Origin of the sequence: Sphingorhabdus sp. (assembly GCF_044239665.1) — a bacterium.
Taxonomy (GTDB): domain Bacteria; phylum Pseudomonadota; class Alphaproteobacteria; order Sphingomonadales; family Sphingomonadaceae; genus Sphingorhabdus_B.
The window spans coordinates 1-21,050 of record NZ_JBIIBA010000029.1 but is presented as its reverse complement, the minus strand read 5'-3'; the positions used below and the strand labels follow the sequence as shown (position 1 = coordinate 21,050).

The following is a 21,050-nucleotide window of genomic DNA, read 5'->3' as shown; positions in this document are numbered from 1 at the left end:
GCCCAATATGGACCATGCCATCACGGCAAAATTACAAAAATTATCGACGATATAATCAGCTTGCGTCGGCTTCCGCATTGGCCGGGCGCTTGTCGAACACTTCATCAACAAGACCAAATGCCTTTGCTTCATCTGCTTCAAGGAAGGTATCGCGATCCATCGCTTTTTCAATATCCTTCAACGGCTTACCTGTATATTTTGCATATAGATCGTTCATACGCTTGCGAATACGCAAGATTTCGTTTGCCTGAATCTGGATATCCGACGCCATGCCGCGTGCGCCGCCGGAAGGCTGATGCACCATGATACGCGAATTGGTCAAAGCGACGCGCATACCCGGTTCGCCCGCGGCGAGCAGAAAACTGCCCATCGAAGCCGCCTGCCCGATGCATACCGTGCCGACTTTCGGACGGATATACTGCATTGTGTCATGAATCGCCATGCCCGCAGTGACCACGCCGCCCGGCGAGTTTATGTACATCCAGATGTCTTTCTTCGGATTGTCCGATTCGAGAAACAACAGCTGCGCCGTGATGACAGAGGCCATATTGTCCTCCACTTCGCCCGTGACGAAAATGATCCGCTCGCGCAAAAGCCGCGAAAAAATGTCCCAGCTGCGCTCCCCACGGTTCGATTGCTCGATAACGACGGGAACCAATGCTTGGACGGGATCAAAAGGAACGTGCATGAAATACCTCTAAGATGTTATGTTTATGCGTCACCGCCTACATCGGCGCGGGCAAGCAAAGTTTCAAGCACGAAAAAGGTTTAGTTTGGGGATGAATTGAAGCGCTCAGTTGAGCGCTGCAGCTCCATCACGCACAAATTCGATTATTTCTTGCCTATTTGACGGCCTAATCGACATTCATTTGTGCTGCGCGTTCCTGCTCCTGCATGGCGTAACGCACCCGAACAACGCAATTGCTGTAGCCCTTCTTTGATGACGCAGTTGCGCTACCAAGCACTATCCTTTGCGCAGCTTCGCCAAATTCGGCAGCTGGTTCAGCCGCAACGACCTTTGCGTTACCGACCGCCCCCCATGGCGCCAGATCAAAGGCAATGACGGCCCAGCCTTCAATACCGCGCCGCCGGAAGTTTTCCGGATACATCAATGTTGGCTGAGATTTCCACTCTACCGGCTGGGGACAATCACTGTCTTCGCTGCGATATGCGGCGATCTCTTTGCTGTCCGGCGTGGCCAGCGTGTCGCCGCGCCGCCAATAAGGATAGATGCAGCCCCGCTTCGCACCCGTTGTAAAGCGTGATTGCGCAACAGCCTTCAACGACGCCTTATCCAGCGCTTTATTGCCCGTTGTTCCATATGTTCGAAGGCTTATGGGTTTGCCCGCTGCGTCAATGTCAAACTGCACCATGCTCCAGTCAGAACGGCCCGCTGTCACAGGAATTTTTTCAAAATCGGGAAAAGCACGCAACAAAATCGCTGGTCTCTGGATGTTGCAATCCGATCCTGCGGGTAGAATCCGATCAAACAGCTCTTTGGGTGGCCGGGATTGGGCGGAAATCGAGTAGCCGATGAGGTCGTGCAAATCTGCATCCGCAATGCTGCTACGTTTGGGTTGATAGACAATCACGCACCCCTCTCGCCTAGCATTGGGGGCAAATCGGCTGCCCGCAAGAGACGGCGTCAGGTCCGCCATCATGCCATAGCCCTCAGTATCGCGCGTTATGCCAAGTGGACGACCATTTTCGTCAATGCGAAAACGCAATTGCACCGATTGGTCTGCATTGCGGCTGGTGGACCAGACAAGGACTGCAATTGGCGTTTGAACGCGGGAAATATCAAGCGGATCATCGCCGCAACGGCCTGACATAGGCTGCATAACAAGCATATCCTGACGCCGCGCGGACCGTTCATTGGGGTTGACCGTAGTCACAGGTGCCGGTGGCGATATCGTTGGAACTTGTACAACAGGCAGAGCCAAGGCGAAAAGAAGCGTGATCATAAACAAGGGGATGCCACCAATAATCATCCACTGCAAGACGCCTTCGCAGATACAAAAAGGGGGGACGCATCGCCCCCCCTTTTGCTTTATCGCATATCGCAGAGATTATTTCTTAGGCGCAGCCTTTTTGGCGGGCGCCTTCTTGGCTGGCGCGGCTTCTGCGTCCTTTTTAGGGGCAGCCTTCTTTGCAGCAGGCTTGGCTTCCTTGGCAGGCGCCTCGTCCTTTGCGGCCGCTTTTTTCGCGGGTGCCTTTTTCTTGGCCGCAGGCTTTGCATCTGGCTCAGCTTCAATCGCTGCTTCCAGCACGTCCTTGGTCACGGCCTTGTCCGTCACTGTCGCCTTGTCGAACAGGAAGTCGACAACCTTGTCTTCAAACAAAGGCGCGCGCAATTGTGCGGCTGCCATTGGGTTTTCCTGCAGATATTGGACGAAACGCTGACGGTCTTCAGGGCGATATTGCTGCGCAGCTTGCTGCACGAGCATGTTCATTTCCTGCGAGCTGACTTCAACGCCATTGGCTTGACCGATTTCTGACAGAAGCAAGCCCAAACGAACACGGCGGACGGCGATGTCGCGATACTCTTCGCGCTCAGCTTCCATTTCCTTTTTCGCAGCTTCGGCATCTTCTTCGCGGGCAGCTTCCTGCTCCAATTGCGCCCAAATCTGTTCAAACTCGGCTTCGACCATCGAAGGCGGCACCTCGAAATCATGACCGGCGGCAAGCTGATCCAGCAACTGGCGCTTCATATATGTCCGCGTCAGGCCATTATGCTCTTGCTCAACCTGAACCTTCATCAGTTCACGCAATTTGTCGATGCCATCGAGGCCGAACATCTTGGCAAGATTGTCATCCGCCTTGGCCTCAACGGGCTTGCGCACTTCGTTGACGACGATGTCAAAAGTTGCCGCCTTACCCTTTAGGTTTTCGGCATTATAATCTTCTGGGAAGGTTACGTTCAGAACCTTCTCATCATTGGCTTTCACGCCAACCAGTTGGTCTTCGAAACCGGGGATCAACTGACCAGAGCCAAGCTCTACGGCCATGCCTTCGCCCTTACCGCCTTCGAAAGGCACGCCGTCAACCTTGCCTTCAAAATCGATGACAACGCTGTCGCCCATTTTGGCAGCATATTTCTTGTCGGCAGCTTCAAAGCTTTTTTGGCCGGCGGCAAGCTTCAGAATCGATTCGTCGACTTGCGCGTCGCTCACTTCGACAGTCAGGCGCTCAAGCGTGATGCCGTCAATCGAAGGCGCTGCAATCGCAGGCAGGACTTCCAGATGGAAATCAACAACCGCGTCTTTGCCCGGCGCATAATCTTCACCCAGATGCACATGTGGCTGAGTCGCTGGACGCAGTTTATTGTCGGAAATCGCCTTTTGGACGCCTTCTTGAATCGAGCTGTTCAGCGCGTCCTGAAGCAGCGAGTCCTTATGCATCTTCTTGACCAGATTGGCGGGAACCTTGCCAGGACGGAAACCGGGCATACGCACTTGAGGTGCAATTTTCTTCACCTCGGCATCGATGCGGGATTCAACATCCTTTGCGGTAATCGTCATACGATAAGCGCGCTTCAGGCCTTCATTCTGTGTCTCGACGGTCTGCATGTTTTCTTCTCTATCTACGACAGACCCGCTGGCCTGCCAAAAACTGTTAAATGGCTTTCGGGTTCAACGACAGCCGGGAATGCCCCCTTTTTCGTGGTGCGGGCGAAGGGACTCGAACCCCCACACCTTGCGATGCCAGAACCTAAATCTGGTGCGTCTACCAATTCCGCCACGCCCGCTTACGAAAAGCTGCCGTTTAACAAACGACGGGAGCCTCTAACGGGAAAGCCGCTGCGGGGCAAGGGGAGAAGCGGCGAAAGCACCGCAGCCCCGCACAGCCTGCTTACCCTAAAGCCTTTTTCAGCAAATCATTGATGATTTGCGGATTGGCCTTGCCCTGCATCGCCTTCATGGTTTGGCCCACAAAGAAGCCAAACAATTTGTCCTTGCCGGAGCGATATTCCGCAACCTTGTCCTCGTTCACGGCCATGATCTTGGCAATTTCCGCCTCAATCGCGCCCGTGTCGTTGGTTTGCTTCAGGCCCTTTTCCGCGACGATGGCCGATGCCGCCTGCCCTGTCTCCAACATGATTTCGAAGACTTGCTTGGCGATGCTGCCGCTGATCGTGCCATCGGCAACGAGGCCGAGCAATTCGGCAGCTTGCTTGGGATTGACCGGGCTTTCGTCCAAAGTCTTGCCCATCTTGTTCAGCGCGCCGAACAATTCCGACATCAGCCAGTTGGACGCCTGCTTGGCATCCACGCCTTCGGCCAACAAATCTTCAAACCAAAATGCGGTTTCGGCCTCTGCGGTCAGGACGGCGGCATTATAGGCCGTCAGGCCCATCGCCTCATAGCGCGCACGCTTGGCATCGGGAAGTTCGGGCAAGGACGCACGGCACTCCTCCAGAAACGCATCGTCTAGTTCCACCGGCAACAAATCAGGGTCGGGGAAATAGCGATAGTCATGCGCGTCCTCTTTTGACCGCATCGAGCGCGTTTCCATTTTATTGGGGTCAAACAGGCGGGTTTCCTGCACGACTGCGCCGCCGCTTTCGATCAGGTCCACCTGACGCTGCGCCTCATATTCAATCGCCTGCATCATGAAGCGGATCGAGTTGACGTTCTTGGTCTCGGTACGCGTGCCCAATTCGCCGCCGGGCTTACGCACCGACACGTTGACGTCGGCGCGCATGGAGCCTTGCTCCATATTGCCATCGCACGACCCAACATAGCGCAGAATCGAGCGCAGTTTTTTAAGATATGCGCCGGCTTCCTGCGGACTGCTGATATCAGGGCGCGACACAATTTCCATCAAGGCCACGCCCGAACGGTTAAGGTCAACGAAAGACATCGTCGGATGCTGGTCATGCATCAACTTGCCTGCGTCTTGTTCGACATGGATGCGCTCAATGCCAATTTTCTTGGTCGGGCTATCCGGGTCTTTCTCGTTGAGCGTAACCTCAATCTCGCCCTCACCCACTATTGGGTGATAGAGTTGCGAAATTTGGTAGCCCTGCGGCAAATCGGCGTAGAAATAATTTTTACGGTCAAAGCGTGACCAGCGATTGATCTGCGCATTGATCGCCATGCCCGTGCGCACGGCCTGACGCAGGCATTCGCGGTTGGGCACGGGCAACATGCCCGGCATGGCCGCGTCAACCAGACTAACATGGCTGTTCGGTTCAGCGCCAAAGCCCGTCGAGGAGCCCGAAAACAGCTTGGACTCGCTGGTGATCTGCGCATGGACTTCAAGGCCAATTACGACCTCCCATGCGCCAGTGTTGCCTTGAATGCGGTATGTGGTTTCAGTCATTATTCTGCACCTGCGTCGCACCAGTATAGGCTGGTGCCTATCTCGTCTTGCGGTTTAGCCTGAGGGGCGTGATGGGCCCCAGCCTGCGCTGGGGCGACGGAAAAGCTTACCACCATTGTGGCGCCTCGGCGACGAATCCTGAACGCTGCTCAATCGCCAGACCCGCGTTCAGCACCGCCTGTTCATCGAGCGCTTTGCCAATAATTTGAAGCCCCAAGGGCAAGCCCTCTTTGCTCAGACCGCCGGGAACCGACATGGCAGGCAGGCCAGCCAGTGAGGCAGGCACCGCGAACACATCGTTCAAATACATCGACAATGGATCAGCGTTTTTCTCGCCCAGTCCAAATGCCGCGCTCGGTGCGGTTGGCGCAAGGATGAGGTCGCAGCTTGCCCATGCGTTGTCAAAATCACGCGCAATCAAGGCGCGGACCTTTTGCGCTTGGGTGTAATAAGCGTCGTAGAAACCGGCGCTCAACACATAAGTGCCGATCATGATACGACGGCGCACTTCTTCGCCAAAGCCAGCGGCGCGGGTCGCGGCATACATGTCTTGCAGGCCAGCGCCTTCGGGCAAGTCGCGTAAACCAAAACGCACGCCATCATAGCGCGCTAGGTTCGATGAAGCTTCGGCAGGCGCGATAATATAATAAGCGGGCAGCGCATATTTGGTGTGCGGCAGGCTGATATCCACTATTTCCGCGCCTGCATCTTTCAACCAGGCAATGCCATTGTCCCACATCTTGGCGATATCTTCATCAATACCGTCGAGGCGATACTCGCGTGGAATACCGATACGCTTGCCCTTAAGGTCGCTGTTTAGGCCAGCTTCCCAATCAGGGACGGGCAAATCGAGCGAAGTCGAATCCTTTGGGTCAAAGCCCGCCATCGCCTCCAACATGATCGCGCAGTCGCGCACGTCGCGCGCCATCGGCCCAGCTTGGTCCAAGGAGCTTGCAAACGCCACCACGCCCCAGCGCGAGCAGCGGCCATAAGTCGGCTTGATGCCGCTAATGCCCACAAATGCCGCAGGCTGACGAATCGAGCCGCCGGTGTCGGTTCCGGTTGCCGCAGGGCAAAGCCGCGCGGCGATTGCCGAGGATGAACCGCCCGATGATCCACCGGGCGCTAATGCGGCATTGCTGCCGTCATTGCGACGCCAAGGCGAAATGACATTACCGAAATAGCTGGTCTCATTGGACGAACCCATGGCGAACTGGTCCATGTTCAGCTTGCCAAGCATCCCTGCCCCAGCCTTCCAAAGATTCGCAGAGACGGTCGATTCATAGGTCGGCACAAAGCCTTCCAATATGTGGCTTGCGGCGGTTGTCTGCACGCCTTCGGTACAGAACAAATCCTTCATGCCAATCGGCACGCCCGCCATTTTGCCAAGCGGCTTGCCCGCGGCACGGTCGGCGTCGACGGCCTGCGCAGCTTTAATGGCCTTTTCCGGCGTTTCGACGATGAAGGCGTTGAGCGCCTTTGCGTTAGAGACGTTTGCATTGAAAGCCGTAGCGACTTCAACAGCCGTAAATGCGCCGGATGTGACCCCGTCACGGATGGCGGCAACGCCTAATTTGGTTAGTTCGGTCATACAAAATCCTCGTCATCCTGAACTTGTTTCAGGATAACATGCGACAGTTGGGCGTTATCCTGAAACACGTTCAGGATGACGATGGGCGGGCGTTGCGTACCCATCACTCAATCACCTTCGGCACGCCAAAGAAGCTGCCTTCCTTGGCTGGTGCATTGGCAAGCACCTTGTCGCGCACATCGCCATCGGTCACCACATCATCGCGCAGGCGCAGCTTATTAGGGATGACCGCCGTCATCGGCTCAACGCCGGTGACGTCGACCTCTCCCAATTGCTCCACCCAGGCCAAAATGCCATTGAGCTCGCCGACCATTTTGTCAGCCTCAGCATCGCTAATCGCGATACGCGAAAGCCGCGCGATTTTGTTCACGGTATCTTTATCTACAGACATGCTATTCCTTGTGGTCGGGATCGACCAGCGATCCCTTCGTGCCGCTAGCATTGCGCCTGCATTGCTTCAACGGAAAAGCTTAGGGGCAACTAGTTAAATGCACCTTCGAAGCACCTAAGTGGATTTAATTGATCCTGATCCTAAGCGTTGCGCAAATACCAATCATAATCAATGCTGGGCACTTGTCCGAAATAGCGGTCCTGCTCCACGCGCTTTACGATGGTGAACATGTCAACAAAGCGGTCGCCCAAATAGTCCCGCAACAATGCGGATCCGTGGAAGCGGTCGACTGCGGCAAACCAATTGCTGGGCGGCTTGTCATCACCTGATCCATCACGGTCATAACCATTGCCCACCACCGCAGGGCCGGGGTCAATCTGGCGCGTGATACCATGATGGATACCTGACAATACGCCCGCCACCGCAAGATAGGGGTTGGCGTCAGCACCGCAGGCGCGATGTTCGACATGGCGGCTTAAGGACGGACCGGCCGGAATACGGAAGGATACCGTGCGATTATTGACGCCCCAAGTGGGGGCAACTGGCGCGTAGCTGTTCGCTTTAAACCGGCGGTAGCTATTGGCATGCGGCGCAAAAAGCGCGAAGCAATCACCAACGCTGGCGATCATCCCGCCTATGGCATGGCGTAACATAAGCGTGCCTTCGGGATCATCGGCGGCGAAAAGGTTATTGCCGTCCTTGTCATTCATCGACACGTGAATATGCATGCCGGAGCCTGCCTGTTCGGCAAATGGCTTTGCCATGAACGTCGCCTCAAGCCCGTGCGCCTGCGCCACTGCTTTCACGACGCGCTTGTACATGATCGCATCATCGCACGCACGCAGCACGTCGGGCTTGTAGCGCAGGGTCAACTCGCATTGTCCGGGCGCAAATTCGGATATCGCCGATTCCAACGGAAGCCCCTGAATATCGCAGGTTTCGTATAATTCGTCGAAAAAGGGACGGAAATCGTCAAGCTCACGCAGACCATAAACTTCGACCATCTGCGGGGTTTCATTGCTATATTCTGGCCGCGCGGGACGGATAGACCCATCGCGTGCGCGCTTTGGATCCAGCAAGTAAAACTCCAGCTCCACCGCCAAAGCGGGCGTCAGGCCCATTTCGGCGAAACGGTCCACGACAAGGCCAAGGACATGGCGCGGATCGAGATCATGCGGCTGGCCATCCAGTTCATAAAAATCGACCATGAATTGCGCGGCATTGTCGCCGGCCCAAGGGGTACGGACCAACGTACCCGGAATTGGCTTCATCGAACGGTCGGCGTCGCCATCTTCCCAGACCAGCCCCGTTTCGACGGTGTCCTGCCCAGTGATATCGACCACCGCGATGGAGCCGGGGAAAAAGCGCCCGATTTCATAGACAGACAAGACTTCATGCTGGCGCAGGCGCTTACCGCGCGGAACGCCGCCAAAGTCGGTGTAGATCATTTCGATCGAATCGATGTCGGGATGCGTGGCAAAAAACGCCTCTGCCTCGCTACGCGGCGCGATGGTCGCTGATGATATTGCGCGTTTGATTGTCATGATGTCACTTCCGTCCGCCCGAATTTTCAAATACTAATAGCTCAGTCAGCGCATTGTTCAACTTTGCCGCGAGGCGGTCAACCTGTGCGGCTTGCGTTACCGGACTGACCAGCATCATATTGTGGAATGGCGCGAGCAGGATGCCGCGATTGGCGAGATAGAGGTGGATGGTTGCTTCCAGTGCATGGTCCATCCCTGCGCGTGCTTCGCTGCCATTGCGGGGCGGCTTTGCGCAACAGACCAATTCAACGCGCGCACCGACATGGCTGACATGCCAATTCACCCCCTTAGCCGCAATAACCGCGTTCAATTGCGCCACCAGCCGGTCAGTCATGGACAGCATATGGGTATAAGCGTCGCGCGTAATCACCTGCCCCAGCATCGCGTGCATGGCGGTGATGGCGAGCGCATTGGCGGACAGGGTCGTGCCTAGGCCGCTATGCCCCGCTGGACGCGATGCATTCAGCGCCGCCATTCGTTCCGCAATCTCCGCCGTAAAGCCATAAACCGCGCATGGCACGCCGCCGCCGATGGATTTGCCCACGACCAATATGTCGGGCTTTGGGCCGTGCGTGTTGCTATGTCCGCCATAGCCGGACGAGATGGTGTGCGTTTCATCGAGCACCAAAATCGTACCAGTTTCATCACAAAGTTGACGCAATTCCGAAAGAAACCCCGGCGCATCGCGCACCATGCCGATATTGGTCATCAACGGTTCCGCCAAGACGCAAGCGATATCGCCGCCGCGTAAAGCAGCGGCAAGCGCATCCACATCGTTAAATTCGACGACGACGGTGGTTGGCAACAAGTCCTGCACTTGCCCAATCAAGCTTGGTCGGTTGACAACGCGGCCATCACGCAAGTCGACGAAAACATCATCCACTGCGCCATGATAGCAACCGTTGAAAATCAAAATCTTGTCACGTCTTGTTATGCCGCGGCACCATCGAATGACGGCGCGGTTTGCTTCGCTGGCTGTGGTGGTGACTTGCCATTGCGGCAGGCCAAACATGTCGGCAAGCATAAAGCCCAGTTCAGCGCCCTTTGCCGTGGGCAGCATATAGCTTAATCCCTGCCCCGCTTGTTCGGCTATGGCTTTTGCCAGCGGCGCTGGTGCGTGACCAAACATGCTCGCGGTATCGCCAAGGCAGAAGTCATCAAAAACCTGCCCGTCAATACTGGTCAGCGTCGCACCAGAAGCCGCCTGAGCGACGATCGGAAATGGGGTGGACCAATCGAGCATCCAATGGAATGGCACGCCTTGGAACCAGCCCTGCGCGCTTTGGGCATGGGCTTTTGATTTCGGGTTAGCCGCAATGAAGCGCGCGACTTCGCGTTCGCGCATCGCTTCAATGGAAGCCCGTTCAATCACAGACGATCCATCATCGCCGAATAAAGCATCCCTGCAACATAGGTGGGTGTTCGCAGCAGCTTACCACCAGGGAACGCACGATGCGGGATTTTTTGAAAGAGGTCGAAATTGCGGCTGTCGCCCTTTAACAAGTCTGCCAAAAGCTCGCCCACCAGCGTTGTGAGCAGCACGCCCTGCCCGGAATAGCCATGCGCAAACAGCTTATTGCCGTCGCGACCGATGTGGGGCAGCCGATTCACGGTGATCCCGACCGTACCGCCCCAAGCATAATCAATCCGCACATCCGCCAATTGCGGGAAAAGCTTCAGCATATAGGGTCGTACAAATGCAGCAATATCCACTGGCGGCTTTGGCGTATATTTTTCGCCACCTGCAAAAAGCAGTCGGTTATCGGCGGACAACCGGAAATAGTTAAGAACAAACCGGCTATCCGATACCGCTGCATTCGATGGGATAAGCGCGCGCGCGCAGTCATCGCTCAGCGGCTCGGTCGCAATGATATAGTTCAGTACCGGCATCGTATACCGACCCGCCTTGGGGGCCAAATCCGCAGTTTCTGCGTCACAAGCCAGAAAGACATTGCTAGCGGTGACGGACCCAGAAATCGTGCGAACAACGACCTTTTCGCCCTCTATAATTGAAACAGCCCTGCTGCCTTCAAAAATTCTCGCCCCCGCGCTCTTGGCCGCCCGTTTCAAGCCGCGTGCATATTTTAAGGGATGAAGATGGCCGCCTTTTGGCACATAAACTCCGCCATGATATCCTGATACACCAACATATTGGCCGATATCCGTCGGCGCGACCAACACGGCTTCGCCCGCGCCTAACAACCTGTCACTAAACGTCACTTCATCTTTAAAATGGGCAAAGTCACTTTTCTTCGCCGCCAAATGAATATGGCCCTGCCGCAAATCGCAGTCGATATCATGGCGCTCAATCCGTGCGTGCACCCGATCGCGCGCCGACATCGCAAGGAGGTAGAGTTGTCGCCCGACATCTTCGCCCACAAGTTTGATCAGGTCCGCGGCCGCCATATTAAATCCGGGGATCATCTGTCCACCGTTGCGACCCGATGCAGCAAAGCCGATTTGCTCGCCCTCAAGCAAAACGACATCTAGCCCTGCTTCAGCGCACGCCACTGCTGCTGACAAGCCAGTAAAGCCCCCACCGATGATGCAGATGTCGGCCTTTGTGTCACCGGTTAGCGGCGCATTAGCGCGATATGCGCCTGCAGATGCTAGATAATAAATATCATTTAACGGATCGGGCATCACACCCTCAGCAGCAAATGCTCGCGTTCCCAACTCGAAACCACGGACTGATAATTGAACAATTCATAGTCCTTGACCGCATAGAAGATGTCAAAAAACTCTTCGCCCAACAGGTTGCGCACGGGCTTGCAAGCGCTGAACCGATCCAAGGCTGCTTCCAATGTGCGCGGCAAGGTGCGGGCGCGGTTATAGGCGCTGCCGGTGATCGCTTTGGCGGGCACCATCCGTTCGACCATGCCGATATAGCCGCAGACCAACGACGCCGCCATGGCGAGATAAGGATTGGAATCTGCACCCGGCAGGCGGTTTTCAACGCGGCGGTTGGCCTTGTCGGAGATGGGTACGCGGAAACCGCAGCTTCTGTTGTCTTCGCCCCATTGGACGTTAATCGGCGCGGCGCTGTCGGGCCGCATCCGGCGGAAGCTGTTCACATTAGGCGCCCAAAGCGGCGATATCTGGGGCATGAACTTCACGAGACCCGCTATATAATTGCGGAATAACAAACTGTCCTTGCCATTGGCGTTGGAAAAAAGATTGCGGCCAGTTTCGGCATCCACGACCGATTGATGAATATGCATGGCGCTGCCCGGTTGACCAGCCATCGGGTTCGCCATGAACGTCGCATAGACGCCATGCTGTTTGGCGACCGCGCGAACGGTGCGCTTGAACAGGAATACTTGGTCAGCCAGCTTCAACGGGTCACCATGGATGAAGTTCACCTCCAACTGCGCCGCACCCATTTCGTGGATCATCGTGTCGATATCGAGGCCCATCAACTCACAATCATCATAGATATGGTCGATGATATCCTCATATTCGTTCATCGCCTCCAGCCCATAAGGCTGGCTTGCGGTTTCTGCCCGACCACTTGATCCCGTGGGTGGCATTAACGGAAAGTCGGGATCGACATTCTGACTGACAAGATAAAACTCAACCTCAGGCGCCATAATCGGCTTCCACCCGCGATCAGCATACATGTTCAGTACTTTTTTCAAAATCGTGCGCGGGGCGATTTCGACATCGGTTCCGTCGCCATGCAAGACATCGGCAATCACGAAAGCCGTCGGTGATTTGAAACCGGGGGCAACGCAAATTGTGTCGGGATCAGCGACGAGGATTTTGTCCGGATCCTTATCCCAAATATCCGCAATGTCTTCGGGATAATGGCCGTCTATGGTGCAGATAAAAACACTGCCCGGTATGCGCAGCGATTTGTCACGCACCGATGACAGAAATTTTTTCGCAGGCAGAACCTTGCCCCGTTGCACCCCGTTAATGTCAGGCACGATGCACTCAACCTCATCGATTTTGTGCTCAGCGATCCAATTCGCAAGATTAACGGACATTTTTTTCACCAGTTTTTTTGGAAGACGAATAAGCGCATGCCGGACTTGAAAGGTCAAGCCCGGCATGTGTCTATTCTAAATCGACCGGCGTTTTGCCGCGTCGAAAACGCTCAAATCAGTATCAGAAGCCGTAGCTTACCGAGAAAATAAGTCCCGCCGAGCTGTCCTTTGGTGCGAAGATCGAACGGCGATTGGTATCAACATAAGACGCACCGAGTGTAAAACCGGAAACAGCTGCGTTTAAACCAAGCGACCAATCCAGCTTGTTACTTCCAGCGGTAAACGCGCCATCTTCCATGCCCAATGTTCCGACGATCGAAATCGGGGAATTGGGTATGGCGATGGTGGCATTGGAACCAAAATAGAGGTTGTCGTCATTGCCGGTATTGTCTTGGCTTGGGACATAGCTCACTTGAACGCCCACGGTTGCCGGGCCAAAAGTTGAACCAAGCTTTCCAGTGAACTCAACATAATTGACGCTCGAAACGCCTGGATAGACATAATAAGTTGCGCCAATGTCATAGGTTAATTTGTCGCCGCCGCTAAAGCCCGCGTAGAGATCAAGCTCAAGATCGTCGCCAGCATTATCGGCAATATTGGAACCCCAAGCGCCAACATATAGGCCAGACTCATGCTTGACCGTCAAATAAGGCTGGATCGCAAAACCCTTATCGGAAAGCGATACGCCCCGAAAACGATAGTCGGACACCAGAGCAGCGCCGCCAGAAACCGTGATTGGACCAGCAGCTTCCGCCGCTTCGTCTTGTGCGAAAGCAGGTGCCGACAACGCCATCGCGCTGATCGCAACGCTCATGCCTGCCAATTTTAACATGGAATTACGCATAATTTTACCCCTTCTTAGGTACAATAGATACTAGCCTGATAGCCACGCATTGCGCCACAACCGGCATATGCCGTTCTCTTCCCGCTAAATCTGTTTGCCCACGCAATGGCTGGCTTTGCCTTTACCGATGCATTTATTGTGCAGGTGCACACAAACATGAAAGCACTCACCCAAGCAAGCAATTTTGTCGCCCCCTCATCGTCCTTTTTAAGCGATGTGATAAAACAGCCACAGTCTAAGACAGGCACAGATATCAGCGACCTAAAGAAAGGTCATGGGCGACCGTAGCCTGCGCGGCGACGCAACCGCATCACAAAGCTGTGGCGCGGCACCAATGATAGTCAAACGCTTGGTGGTTTAACAAAGGCCGGCTGTGCGGCGCGCACGAAGATAGGGACAGGAGCTATCAGCCCGTCCGGATCAGAATAAAATTGCGACGATCACCACGAGCAAAATCAAACCGCCAATGCTGATACCAACTGTTCTTCCCATAACAACTCTCCGTTTCCTGACATTGAAACAGCATTGGTTCGAACAAGTTCCGCCAGAATGCATAAACGATTCGTTTTCTAAGCCATATTATAGCTTCGTTATGTGTCAAAAAGACGCGGAGGAACTGCTCGGTTCACCACTTCGCGCAACGCAAATGCGGTTTCGATCCGCGCGACCCGCGGCAACCGGGCGATTTCTTGGCGGTGAATGATTTCATAATCCTCAATGGATGCGGCGCGTACGACCAGTAAATAATCGTTCCGCCCGCTCATGAGGTGGCAACGAATGGTCGAAGGGCTGTTGCCGACCGCCGCCTCAAAAGCAGCCATCGCCTCCTCGCTTTGGCTATCGAGGGTGATTGTCACCATCACCGTCGCCCCCAACCCCAGCTTGCGCAAGTTTACATCAGCCCGATAGCCGCGCAAAATGCCTTCATCTTCCAATGCTTTTTGCCGCCGCGCCGCCGCGCTTGGGGATAGTCCAGCCGCCTCCCCCAGTTCCATCTGAGTCGCGCGGCCATTTGCCACTAACGCGCCCAGTAATTTACGGTCCGCCCGATCAAGTTGCATATTATTTTTATCCAATAAGCGAAATACGACGAATATATGCACCAAATGTCCATATAAGTCGAATCTTTGCGCAGTTTCGGCGTCACGACAATGCTAGTCTTTATCATCATATGTTGAGGAGCAGAAATCATGCGTGTTGGCGTCCCGAGCGAAATCAAAGTTCATGAATATCGCGTTGGCCTAACGCCCGGTGCCGTTCGCGAATATGTGGCCGCTGGTCATCAGATATTGGTGCAATCTGGCGCTGGCGCTGGCATCATGGCAAGTGACGAGGCCTATCGCGCGGCAGGAGCCGAAATCGCTGCAACGGCAGCGGAAATTTTCGCAGGCTGCGACATGATCGTTAAGGTTAAGGAACCGCAGCCAAGCGAATGGGTACAGCTTCGCCCCGGCCAATTGCTGTTCACCTATTTGCACCTTGCACCCGATCCAGAACAAGCAAAAGGCCTGATCGCCAGCGGATGCACCGCCATTGCCTATGAAACCGTAACAGATGATCGTGGCACCCTGCCCTTATTGGCGCCCATGAGCGAAGTTGCCGGCCGCCTCGCGATTGAAGCGGCTGGCCAAGCCATGCGCCGCAGCGAAGGTGGCGCAGGTATATTGCTCGGCGGTGTGCCGGGTGTGGCTGCTGGCCGTGTGACCGTGCTGGGCGGCGGCGTTGTTGGCACGCATGCCGCGCGTATGGCCGTTGGCCTTGGCGCAGAGGTCACCATCGTTGACCGTTCCATCCCGCGCCTGCGCCAACTCGACGATATGTTCAACGGACGGGTGCGCACGCGCTATTCGACGCTTGAAACCATCGACCATGAAATCAGCGTAGCCGATGCCATCATTGGCGCAGTACTTATTCCTGGTGCAAGCGCGCCTCGCCTTGTGACCCGCGAGATGCTCAAGCGAATGAAGCCCGGTGCGGTCTTGGTCGATGTCGCTATTGACCAGGGTGGTTGCTTTGAAACCTCGCGCCCGACCACGCATGCCGAACCGACCTATGTTGTTGACGGCATCATCCATTATTGCGTCGCAAACATGCCCGGTGCCGTCCCGCAGACCAGCGCCGCCGCGCTCAACAACGCGACCTTGCCTTATGGCTTGGTCCTTGCCAAAAACGGCATAGCTGCATTGGACAGCAGCACAGAAACCGGACGCGGATTGCGCGCCGGTTTGAACGTGCATCAGGGCAAAGTTACGAGCCAAGCGGTTGCAGAAAGCCTCAACTTGGACTTTGTCACACCGGAATCGGCTCTCACTGCGTGACTTGACCGCCCGCCAGTGCTAAACTCACGGCATGGGTAAAGAAGGACGCATTACGGCGCATCAAATTGCAGCGATGCTTGGGGTGTCGCAGCCTACAGTGTCGCGTGCCTTGCGCGGGGACAAGAAAGTCAATGAAACCACGCGCGCGCGCATCGTCGCGCTGGCGAACGAACTCAATTATTCGGTTGACCATAACGCGCTGCGCCTGCGCACGCAGCAGACCTATTCGATCGCACTCGTCATCCTGTGTCGGCAGGGTGAAAATAAGGCGAACATCAATCCTTTTTATTTGTCGTTATTGGGCTGCATTGCGGCATCAGCCTCCGAACGGGGCTATAATCTGATCATCTCATTTCAAGATTCACCTGCAAATTTCTTTGCCAATTACACGGGCAGCCGACAGGCCGATGGCCTCATCGTCATCGGCAGCGGTCAGAATATTGCCGGTTGGCAGTTTTTCGGCGAATATGCCCGGCACAAAACACCAATGATCTGCTGGGGTGCCAGCAAGGAAGATCTGATTTCGATCAAAAGCGACAATGTTCAAGGCGTGCGACTGGCCATTGACCATTTGTTGCAACAGGGTTGTAAAAACATTGCCTATATTGGCCCCACCCATAGCGAGCAGCCGCAGTTTCAGGACCGGCTGACAACCTATATGGCGCAGATGGCGGATAACGGGATGCAGCCTATTTGCCCACCGCTCCCCGAAAATGCGGTGCGTGAAGACCAAGGCTATGCCGCAGTAAAAGGCCTCTTCCGCGACAAAATTGCGTTCGACGGCTTGTTCTGTGCGAATGATTTTATCGCGCTCGGTGCTATGCGCGCGCTCGAGGAACAGGATATCACCATTGGTCAAGATGTCCGCGTCATCGGGTTTGATGGCATTGCAATGGGCGCTTATGCGCAGCCGCCGCTCACAACAATTGAGCAAGATTATGTGCAAGCAGGTGAAATGCTGGTCGACGCTTTGATTGCAGTGCTCAAAGGCGAAGCGCCCAGTATCGTCCCTGTTCCGGTCAGGCTGCTCACACGCGGAACAGCCTGAAACCGGAGCGATTTATAAGGCGGTGGACCTTGATTGCACCAGATTGTCCACGACCGACGGATCCGCGAGGGTCGAGATATCTCCTAAATTGGACACATCCCCTTCGGCAATCTTGCGCAATATCCGACGCATGATTTTTCCCGAGCGTGTTTTTGGTAAACCCGGCGCAAAATGGATGACATCTGGCGTTGCAATCGGGCCGATTTCATGGCGCACCCATTTGATGAGGTCAGCGCGTATGTCCGCGGACTCCACCTCATTTGCATTGAGCGTGACATAAGCATAAATGCCCTGCCCTTTGATATCGTGCGGAAAACCAACCACCGCCGCCTCTGCGACTTTGGCATGAGCAACGAGTGCGCTTTCAACCTCAGCGGTGCCCATTCGGTGTCCCGAAACATTTATGACGTCGTCAACCCGCCCGGTAATCCAGTAATCACCGTCGGCGTCGCGCCGACATCCATCGCCCGTGAAATATTTGCCGGGATAGGTGGTGAAATAGGTTTGGAAAAACCGATCATGATCGCCCCACACTGTGCGCATCTGACCCGGCCAGCTGTCGATCATGCACAAATTGCCGTCCGTCGCACCCTCCAACACTTTGCCGTCGCCATCGACAAGCACCGGCTGCACGCCAAACATCGGCTTCGATGCCGCGCCCGGTTTCAACGCATGCGCGCCCGGTAACGGCGTCATCATGGTCGCGCCTGTTTCGGTTTGCCAATAAGTGTCGACAATGGGGCAGCGGCCTTCGCCGACGACATGATAATACCATTCCCACGCCTCCGGATTGATCGGTTCCCCGACCGACCCCAATAAACGCAGCGAACTGCGGGAGGTTTTCTTCACCCAATCATCGCCTTCACGCATCAGTGATCGCAAGGCCGTTGGCGCGCCATAGAAAATATTGACCTGATGACGGTCAACGATTTGCCAGAACCGGCTATGGTCGGGATAATTGGGAACGCCTTCAAACATCACGGTCGTCGCGCCATTGGCAAGCGGGCCATAAACGACATAGCTATGGCCCGTGACCCAGCCAATGTCGGCAGCGCACCAATATATTTCGCCCGGCGTATAGTTGAACACATAATGATGCGTCATCGCCGCCCACACCAGATACCCGCCTGTCGTGTGCAATACCCCCTTTGGTTTTCCGGTGGAGCCCGAGGTGTATAAAATGAAAAGCGGGTCTTCTGCGCGCATGATTTCGGGCGCGCAATCGCTCGAGACATTTGTACGCACATCATGATACCAAACATCCCGCGCGCCATGCATGTCGATGTCGTTGCCGACGTGGCGCACCACAAGGCACGCCTTGACCGACGCGCAATGCTTTAAGGCTGCATCCACATTCTGCTTCAACGGCACCAGCTTCCCGCCGCGCATGCCGGCATCGGCTGTGATGACAATATTGGAATCGCAATCCTGAATGCGACCCGCAAGCGCTTCTGGCGAGAATCCGCCAAAGACGATCGAATGGATGGCCCCAATGCGCGTGCATGCAAGCATGGCCATCGCGGCTTCAGGGATCATCGGCATATAGATGGTGATGCGGTCGCCCTTTTGTGCACCCAATGCCTTCAAGGCATTGGCCATGACGCACACTTCGGCGTGCAGCTCGCCAAAAGTGATCCGGCGCTGCTGCGAGGGATCATCGCCTTCCCAAATGATGGCAATATCATCTTTGCGTTCGGGCAAATGGCGATCAATGCAGTTGGCAGACACGTTCAACGCGCCATCCTCAAACCATTTAATGCCGAAATCAGCTTCGTGAAAACTCGTATTCTTCACTTTGGCAAAAGGCGTTATCCAGTCGAGGCGCTTGGCCTCTTCGTGCCAGAATGTATCCGGATCGCCGACGGACTGGGCATAAGCGGCGTTGTAACCCTCCGCCGTGACAAACGCCTTTTTCTTCCAGTCATCCGAAACAGGATAGATTTCCGACATTTTGCCCTCTCCCTAAAAATATCATGTCCACGTCGGTATAATGCAGCCTACATTCATCTGCATCCCCGACCGCAATCCAGCACAGACGCATTCCGAACTAGGCCCAAAGTCCCAAGGTCCGCAACGGCAAAATCCGGCAACGATAACATCCCCTGCAGATCGGGCCAGCCCAAGCCACAGGGGCAAAAGATAATACGGCACATGAAACTGCCGCTTGGCCGCAGTCGGGAACCGTGGCCGAAGCACATATAATCCCGTCTAAGGCATTGGCCGGAAAGCAAATAGGTGCTTGCCCTAATAAGGATGATCGATGTGCAGCTTTCTAAAACTACGTTCTTCAAACACCCACTGTCCGTTTTCGCGAACATATAGATCAGAATACATGCCATGCAGATGATAGGTCATGTTGTGATCATCGACTAACAATTCATTCGTGTAGGACCAGCCGTACCCCTTATCACCATCAATATTTATGGCGCCAGGGGCATTGAAGAACGCCCGTGTATAACAGCCTTTGATGCCCCGACCATTTGTCTTCATGTCTATCCAGTGGCTTAAGATTGCGTCTCGTCCTTCGATTATTCGGCTCCCGAGGCGCCATTTGGCGTTCATGGCCCAACAATTTGACCACAATATCTGGTCGCGGCGTATGATCGCATCACTATAGCTGTCGAGAAGCTCGCGGATAGCAAGCCGATCTTCAATTGGGCCGTTAAAGTGGCGCGCATTGAGATGGCTCTGTGCCGCACTCTGCTGATTTGAACTTTTCACAAATGAACCACCGAAAAAGGACGCCCGCTTTCATAATCTGAAAACAGGTCTGGATTCCGCAGCTTTTGAAGAATTTCATCATTCAAACTGTATATGTAAAAAAGATGATGTGCCGACAGGAGAGCCCAGGCAGAAAACACAGAAAGATTAAAAGCTATAAAAAACTGGCTTTGACCGATGTAAATTATTCCAGACGAAAACATGATCAAATCTTGAAAATTGGATATGATAATGAGGTTCAATATGCCCGCAGAAATGCCGTATATTTGACAACTCACTTCTGTTTTTTTGTACAAACCTTTTACCCGAGGGATCAATGACACAACAATATAAAAAAATACGAAGCAATCCAATAAGGGTATTAAAATAGATAATATTATTATTTTTACCGATAATTTTTTGATATTTGAAATTGTTTTTCCGTTATTTTTAATTTGCTCTTTGTTATTATTATTTAATAAAATGAAAATCGGGCATATGTAAAAAATTATTTTAAATAATGTCCATATTATAATTATTTGAAATGCGTATTGATTAATATCAATCATTTCGAAATTATATTTGTAATATCTATTTATTTCATCTTCGAAGAACATACGGCCTCCTATCGTCAGCCAAATCTGATGAACAGCTCACCCTCGCGATTTTATCTTAAAGCCGTGCAACCAAATCTGAGCGCCCCTCATGGTCAAAATCGGACGAAAGTCGGTCATTGAGGTTGTTAGAAACGGAGCGGAAGCCCGCTGGTCTAATGCCCACATGCTATTGCCGATGAGAACCGAGAGCAGCGCGTGGTCACGGCGCGCTACGAGGTCAGCCCCCACTGTCAGATATATATCGGCGGCAGCTATGCCCGATTCCTTTAACAGCATGAGTTCGAGAATGGCGAAGTCCTCGCAATCCCCGCGTCGGCGGGCAAGCGTTTCGGCTGGAGTTGCCCAGTAATCCCTGGTCCCATAGACGTCGATATCCTCAGCATATTGAATGTAGGAGATAACGAACGTGTGTATGAACGCCATCCGCTGTTGAGGATCCTCAATGCCTCTTGCCCGTCGGACGATAGAGGACCATTGCGCCCCGCCTGCTGGCACCGTCGCGCGCAGATATTTGGCATCAAATGGCGAATGATCAACCGACACACCAACTGTATTGTACATCCTAGGCTCAGGATTCATTAACTGATCCAGAATGCGCATATTGCGGCGATGGTGATGGCTGCCATGAAGCTATGGGCGCATCGGTCATAGCGTGTGTGGATGCGCCGCCAGTCTTTGAGGCG

At 54.3% G+C, this 21,050-nt stretch carries 17 protein-coding genes, 1 tRNA gene and 1 pseudogene; 2 read left to right on the top strand and 17 right to left on the bottom strand.

Translation table 11 applies throughout. The features are described from left to right. Positions 1-55: 55 nt before the first annotated feature. The 13 genes from ACILP3_RS08920 to ACILP3_RS08860 all read right to left on the bottom strand — a co-directional run bounded on the left by ACILP3_RS08920 (position 56) and on the right by ACILP3_RS08860 (position 14,745). On the bottom strand, positions 56-688 hold the full coding sequence (locus ACILP3_RS08920) for an ATP-dependent Clp protease proteolytic subunit (RefSeq protein ID WP_295492237.1): 633 nt from the start codon (positions 686-688) through the stop codon (positions 56-58). 166 nt (positions 689-854) lie between these two features. Continuing rightward, positions 855-1,964: an energy transducer TonB gene (locus tag ACILP3_RS08915; RefSeq protein ID WP_395616290.1), complete on the bottom strand. Its 1,110-nt coding sequence runs from the start codon at positions 1,962-1,964 to the stop codon at positions 855-857. Positions 1,965-2,069: 105 nt separating this feature from the next. Then, positions 2,070-3,569 carry a trigger factor gene (tig, locus tag ACILP3_RS08910; RefSeq protein ID WP_395616289.1) on the bottom strand — a complete coding sequence of 500 codons (1,500 nt, stop codon included), beginning with the start codon at positions 3,567-3,569 and terminating at the stop codon, positions 2,070-2,072. A 94-nt stretch (positions 3,570-3,663) separates the two neighbouring features. Then, positions 3,664-3,748 (bottom strand) — tRNA-Leu (locus tag ACILP3_RS08905). 104 nt (positions 3,749-3,852) lie between these two features. Beyond that, the gene (gatB, locus tag ACILP3_RS08900) at positions 3,853-5,325 is read right to left on the bottom strand and encodes an Asp-tRNA(Asn)/Glu-tRNA(Gln) amidotransferase subunit GatB (protein ID WP_395616288.1); all 1,473 of its coding nucleotides are present in this window, start codon (positions 5,323-5,325) and stop codon (positions 3,853-3,855) included. Positions 5,326-5,431: 106 nt separating this feature from the next. After that, positions 5,432-6,916 carry an Asp-tRNA(Asn)/Glu-tRNA(Gln) amidotransferase subunit GatA gene (gatA, locus tag ACILP3_RS08895; RefSeq protein ID WP_395616287.1) on the bottom strand — a complete coding sequence of 495 codons (1,485 nt, stop codon included), beginning with the start codon at positions 6,914-6,916 and terminating at the stop codon, positions 5,432-5,434. A 103-nt stretch (positions 6,917-7,019) separates the two neighbouring features. After that, positions 7,020-7,307, bottom strand: coding sequence for an Asp-tRNA(Asn)/Glu-tRNA(Gln) amidotransferase subunit GatC (gene gatC / locus ACILP3_RS08890; RefSeq protein WP_295492228.1), 288 nt, complete (start codon positions 7,305-7,307; stop codon positions 7,020-7,022). A 140-nt stretch (positions 7,308-7,447) separates the two neighbouring features. Beyond that, the gene (locus tag ACILP3_RS08885) at positions 7,448-8,851 is read right to left on the bottom strand and encodes a glutamine synthetase family protein (protein WP_395616286.1); all 1,404 of its coding nucleotides are present in this window, start codon (positions 8,849-8,851) and stop codon (positions 7,448-7,450) included. A gap of 4 nt (positions 8,852-8,855) precedes the next feature. Further along, on the bottom strand, positions 8,856-10,223 hold the full coding sequence (locus tag ACILP3_RS08880; protein ID WP_395616285.1) for an aspartate aminotransferase family protein: 1,368 nt from the start codon (positions 10,221-10,223) through the stop codon (positions 8,856-8,858). Beyond that, positions 10,220-11,494, bottom strand: a complete 1,275-nt coding sequence (locus tag ACILP3_RS08875; protein WP_395616284.1) for an NAD(P)/FAD-dependent oxidoreductase — start codon at positions 11,492-11,494, stop codon at positions 10,220-10,222. The genes ACILP3_RS08880 and ACILP3_RS08875 overlap by 4 nt, the downstream gene beginning before the upstream one ends. Further along, positions 11,494-12,840 carry a glutamine synthetase family protein gene (locus ACILP3_RS08870; RefSeq protein WP_395616283.1) on the bottom strand — a complete coding sequence of 449 codons (1,347 nt, stop codon included), beginning with the start codon at positions 12,838-12,840 and terminating at the stop codon, positions 11,494-11,496. Before ACILP3_RS08870 ends, ACILP3_RS08875 begins: the two co-directional genes overlap by 1 nt. 121 nt (positions 12,841-12,961) lie before the next feature. Next, the gene (locus ACILP3_RS08865; protein ID WP_395616282.1) at positions 12,962-13,684 is read right to left on the bottom strand and encodes a TorF family putative porin; all 723 of its coding nucleotides are present in this window, start codon (positions 13,682-13,684) and stop codon (positions 12,962-12,964) included. Between the two features lie 590 nt (positions 13,685-14,274). Beyond that, a complete protein-coding gene (locus ACILP3_RS08860; protein ID WP_395616281.1) occupies positions 14,275-14,745 on the bottom strand; it encodes an Lrp/AsnC family transcriptional regulator in 471 nt (156 codons plus the stop codon). Positions 14,746-14,874: 129 nt separating this feature from the next. Here ACILP3_RS08860 and ald point away from each other — a divergent pair, with 129 nt between their 5' ends. After that, the gene (gene ald, locus ACILP3_RS08855; protein WP_395616280.1) at positions 14,875-16,002 is read left to right on the top strand and encodes an alanine dehydrogenase; all 1,128 of its coding nucleotides are present in this window, start codon (positions 14,875-14,877) and stop codon (positions 16,000-16,002) included. A 31-nt stretch (positions 16,003-16,033) separates the two neighbouring features. Beyond that, positions 16,034-17,050 carry a LacI family DNA-binding transcriptional regulator gene (locus ACILP3_RS08850; RefSeq protein ID WP_395616279.1) on the top strand — a complete coding sequence of 339 codons (1,017 nt, stop codon included), beginning with the start codon at positions 16,034-16,036 and terminating at the stop codon, positions 17,048-17,050. A 12-nt stretch (positions 17,051-17,062) separates the two neighbouring features. On the opposite strand, the gene acs is transcribed toward ACILP3_RS08850, so the two are convergent. From acs to ACILP3_RS08830, 4 genes and pseudogenes are all read right to left on the bottom strand, one after another. After that, positions 17,063-19,000 carry an acetate--CoA ligase gene (gene acs, locus ACILP3_RS08845; RefSeq protein ID WP_395616278.1) on the bottom strand — a complete coding sequence of 646 codons (1,938 nt, stop codon included), beginning with the start codon at positions 18,998-19,000 and terminating at the stop codon, positions 17,063-17,065. Positions 19,001-19,294: 294 nt separating this feature from the next. After that, positions 19,295-19,771 carry a nuclear transport factor 2 family protein gene (locus ACILP3_RS08840; RefSeq protein ID WP_395616277.1) on the bottom strand — a complete coding sequence of 159 codons (477 nt, stop codon included), beginning with the start codon at positions 19,769-19,771 and terminating at the stop codon, positions 19,295-19,297. Between the two features lie 632 nt (positions 19,772-20,403). Beyond that, positions 20,404-20,928: a transglutaminase-like cysteine peptidase gene (locus ACILP3_RS08835; RefSeq protein ID WP_395616276.1), complete on the bottom strand. Its 525-nt coding sequence runs from the start codon at positions 20,926-20,928 to the stop codon at positions 20,404-20,406. A 17-nt stretch (positions 20,929-20,945) separates the two neighbouring features. Next, positions 20,946-21,050 (bottom strand): annotated as a pseudogene (locus tag ACILP3_RS08830) (IS5/IS1182 family transposase); the annotation flags it as partial.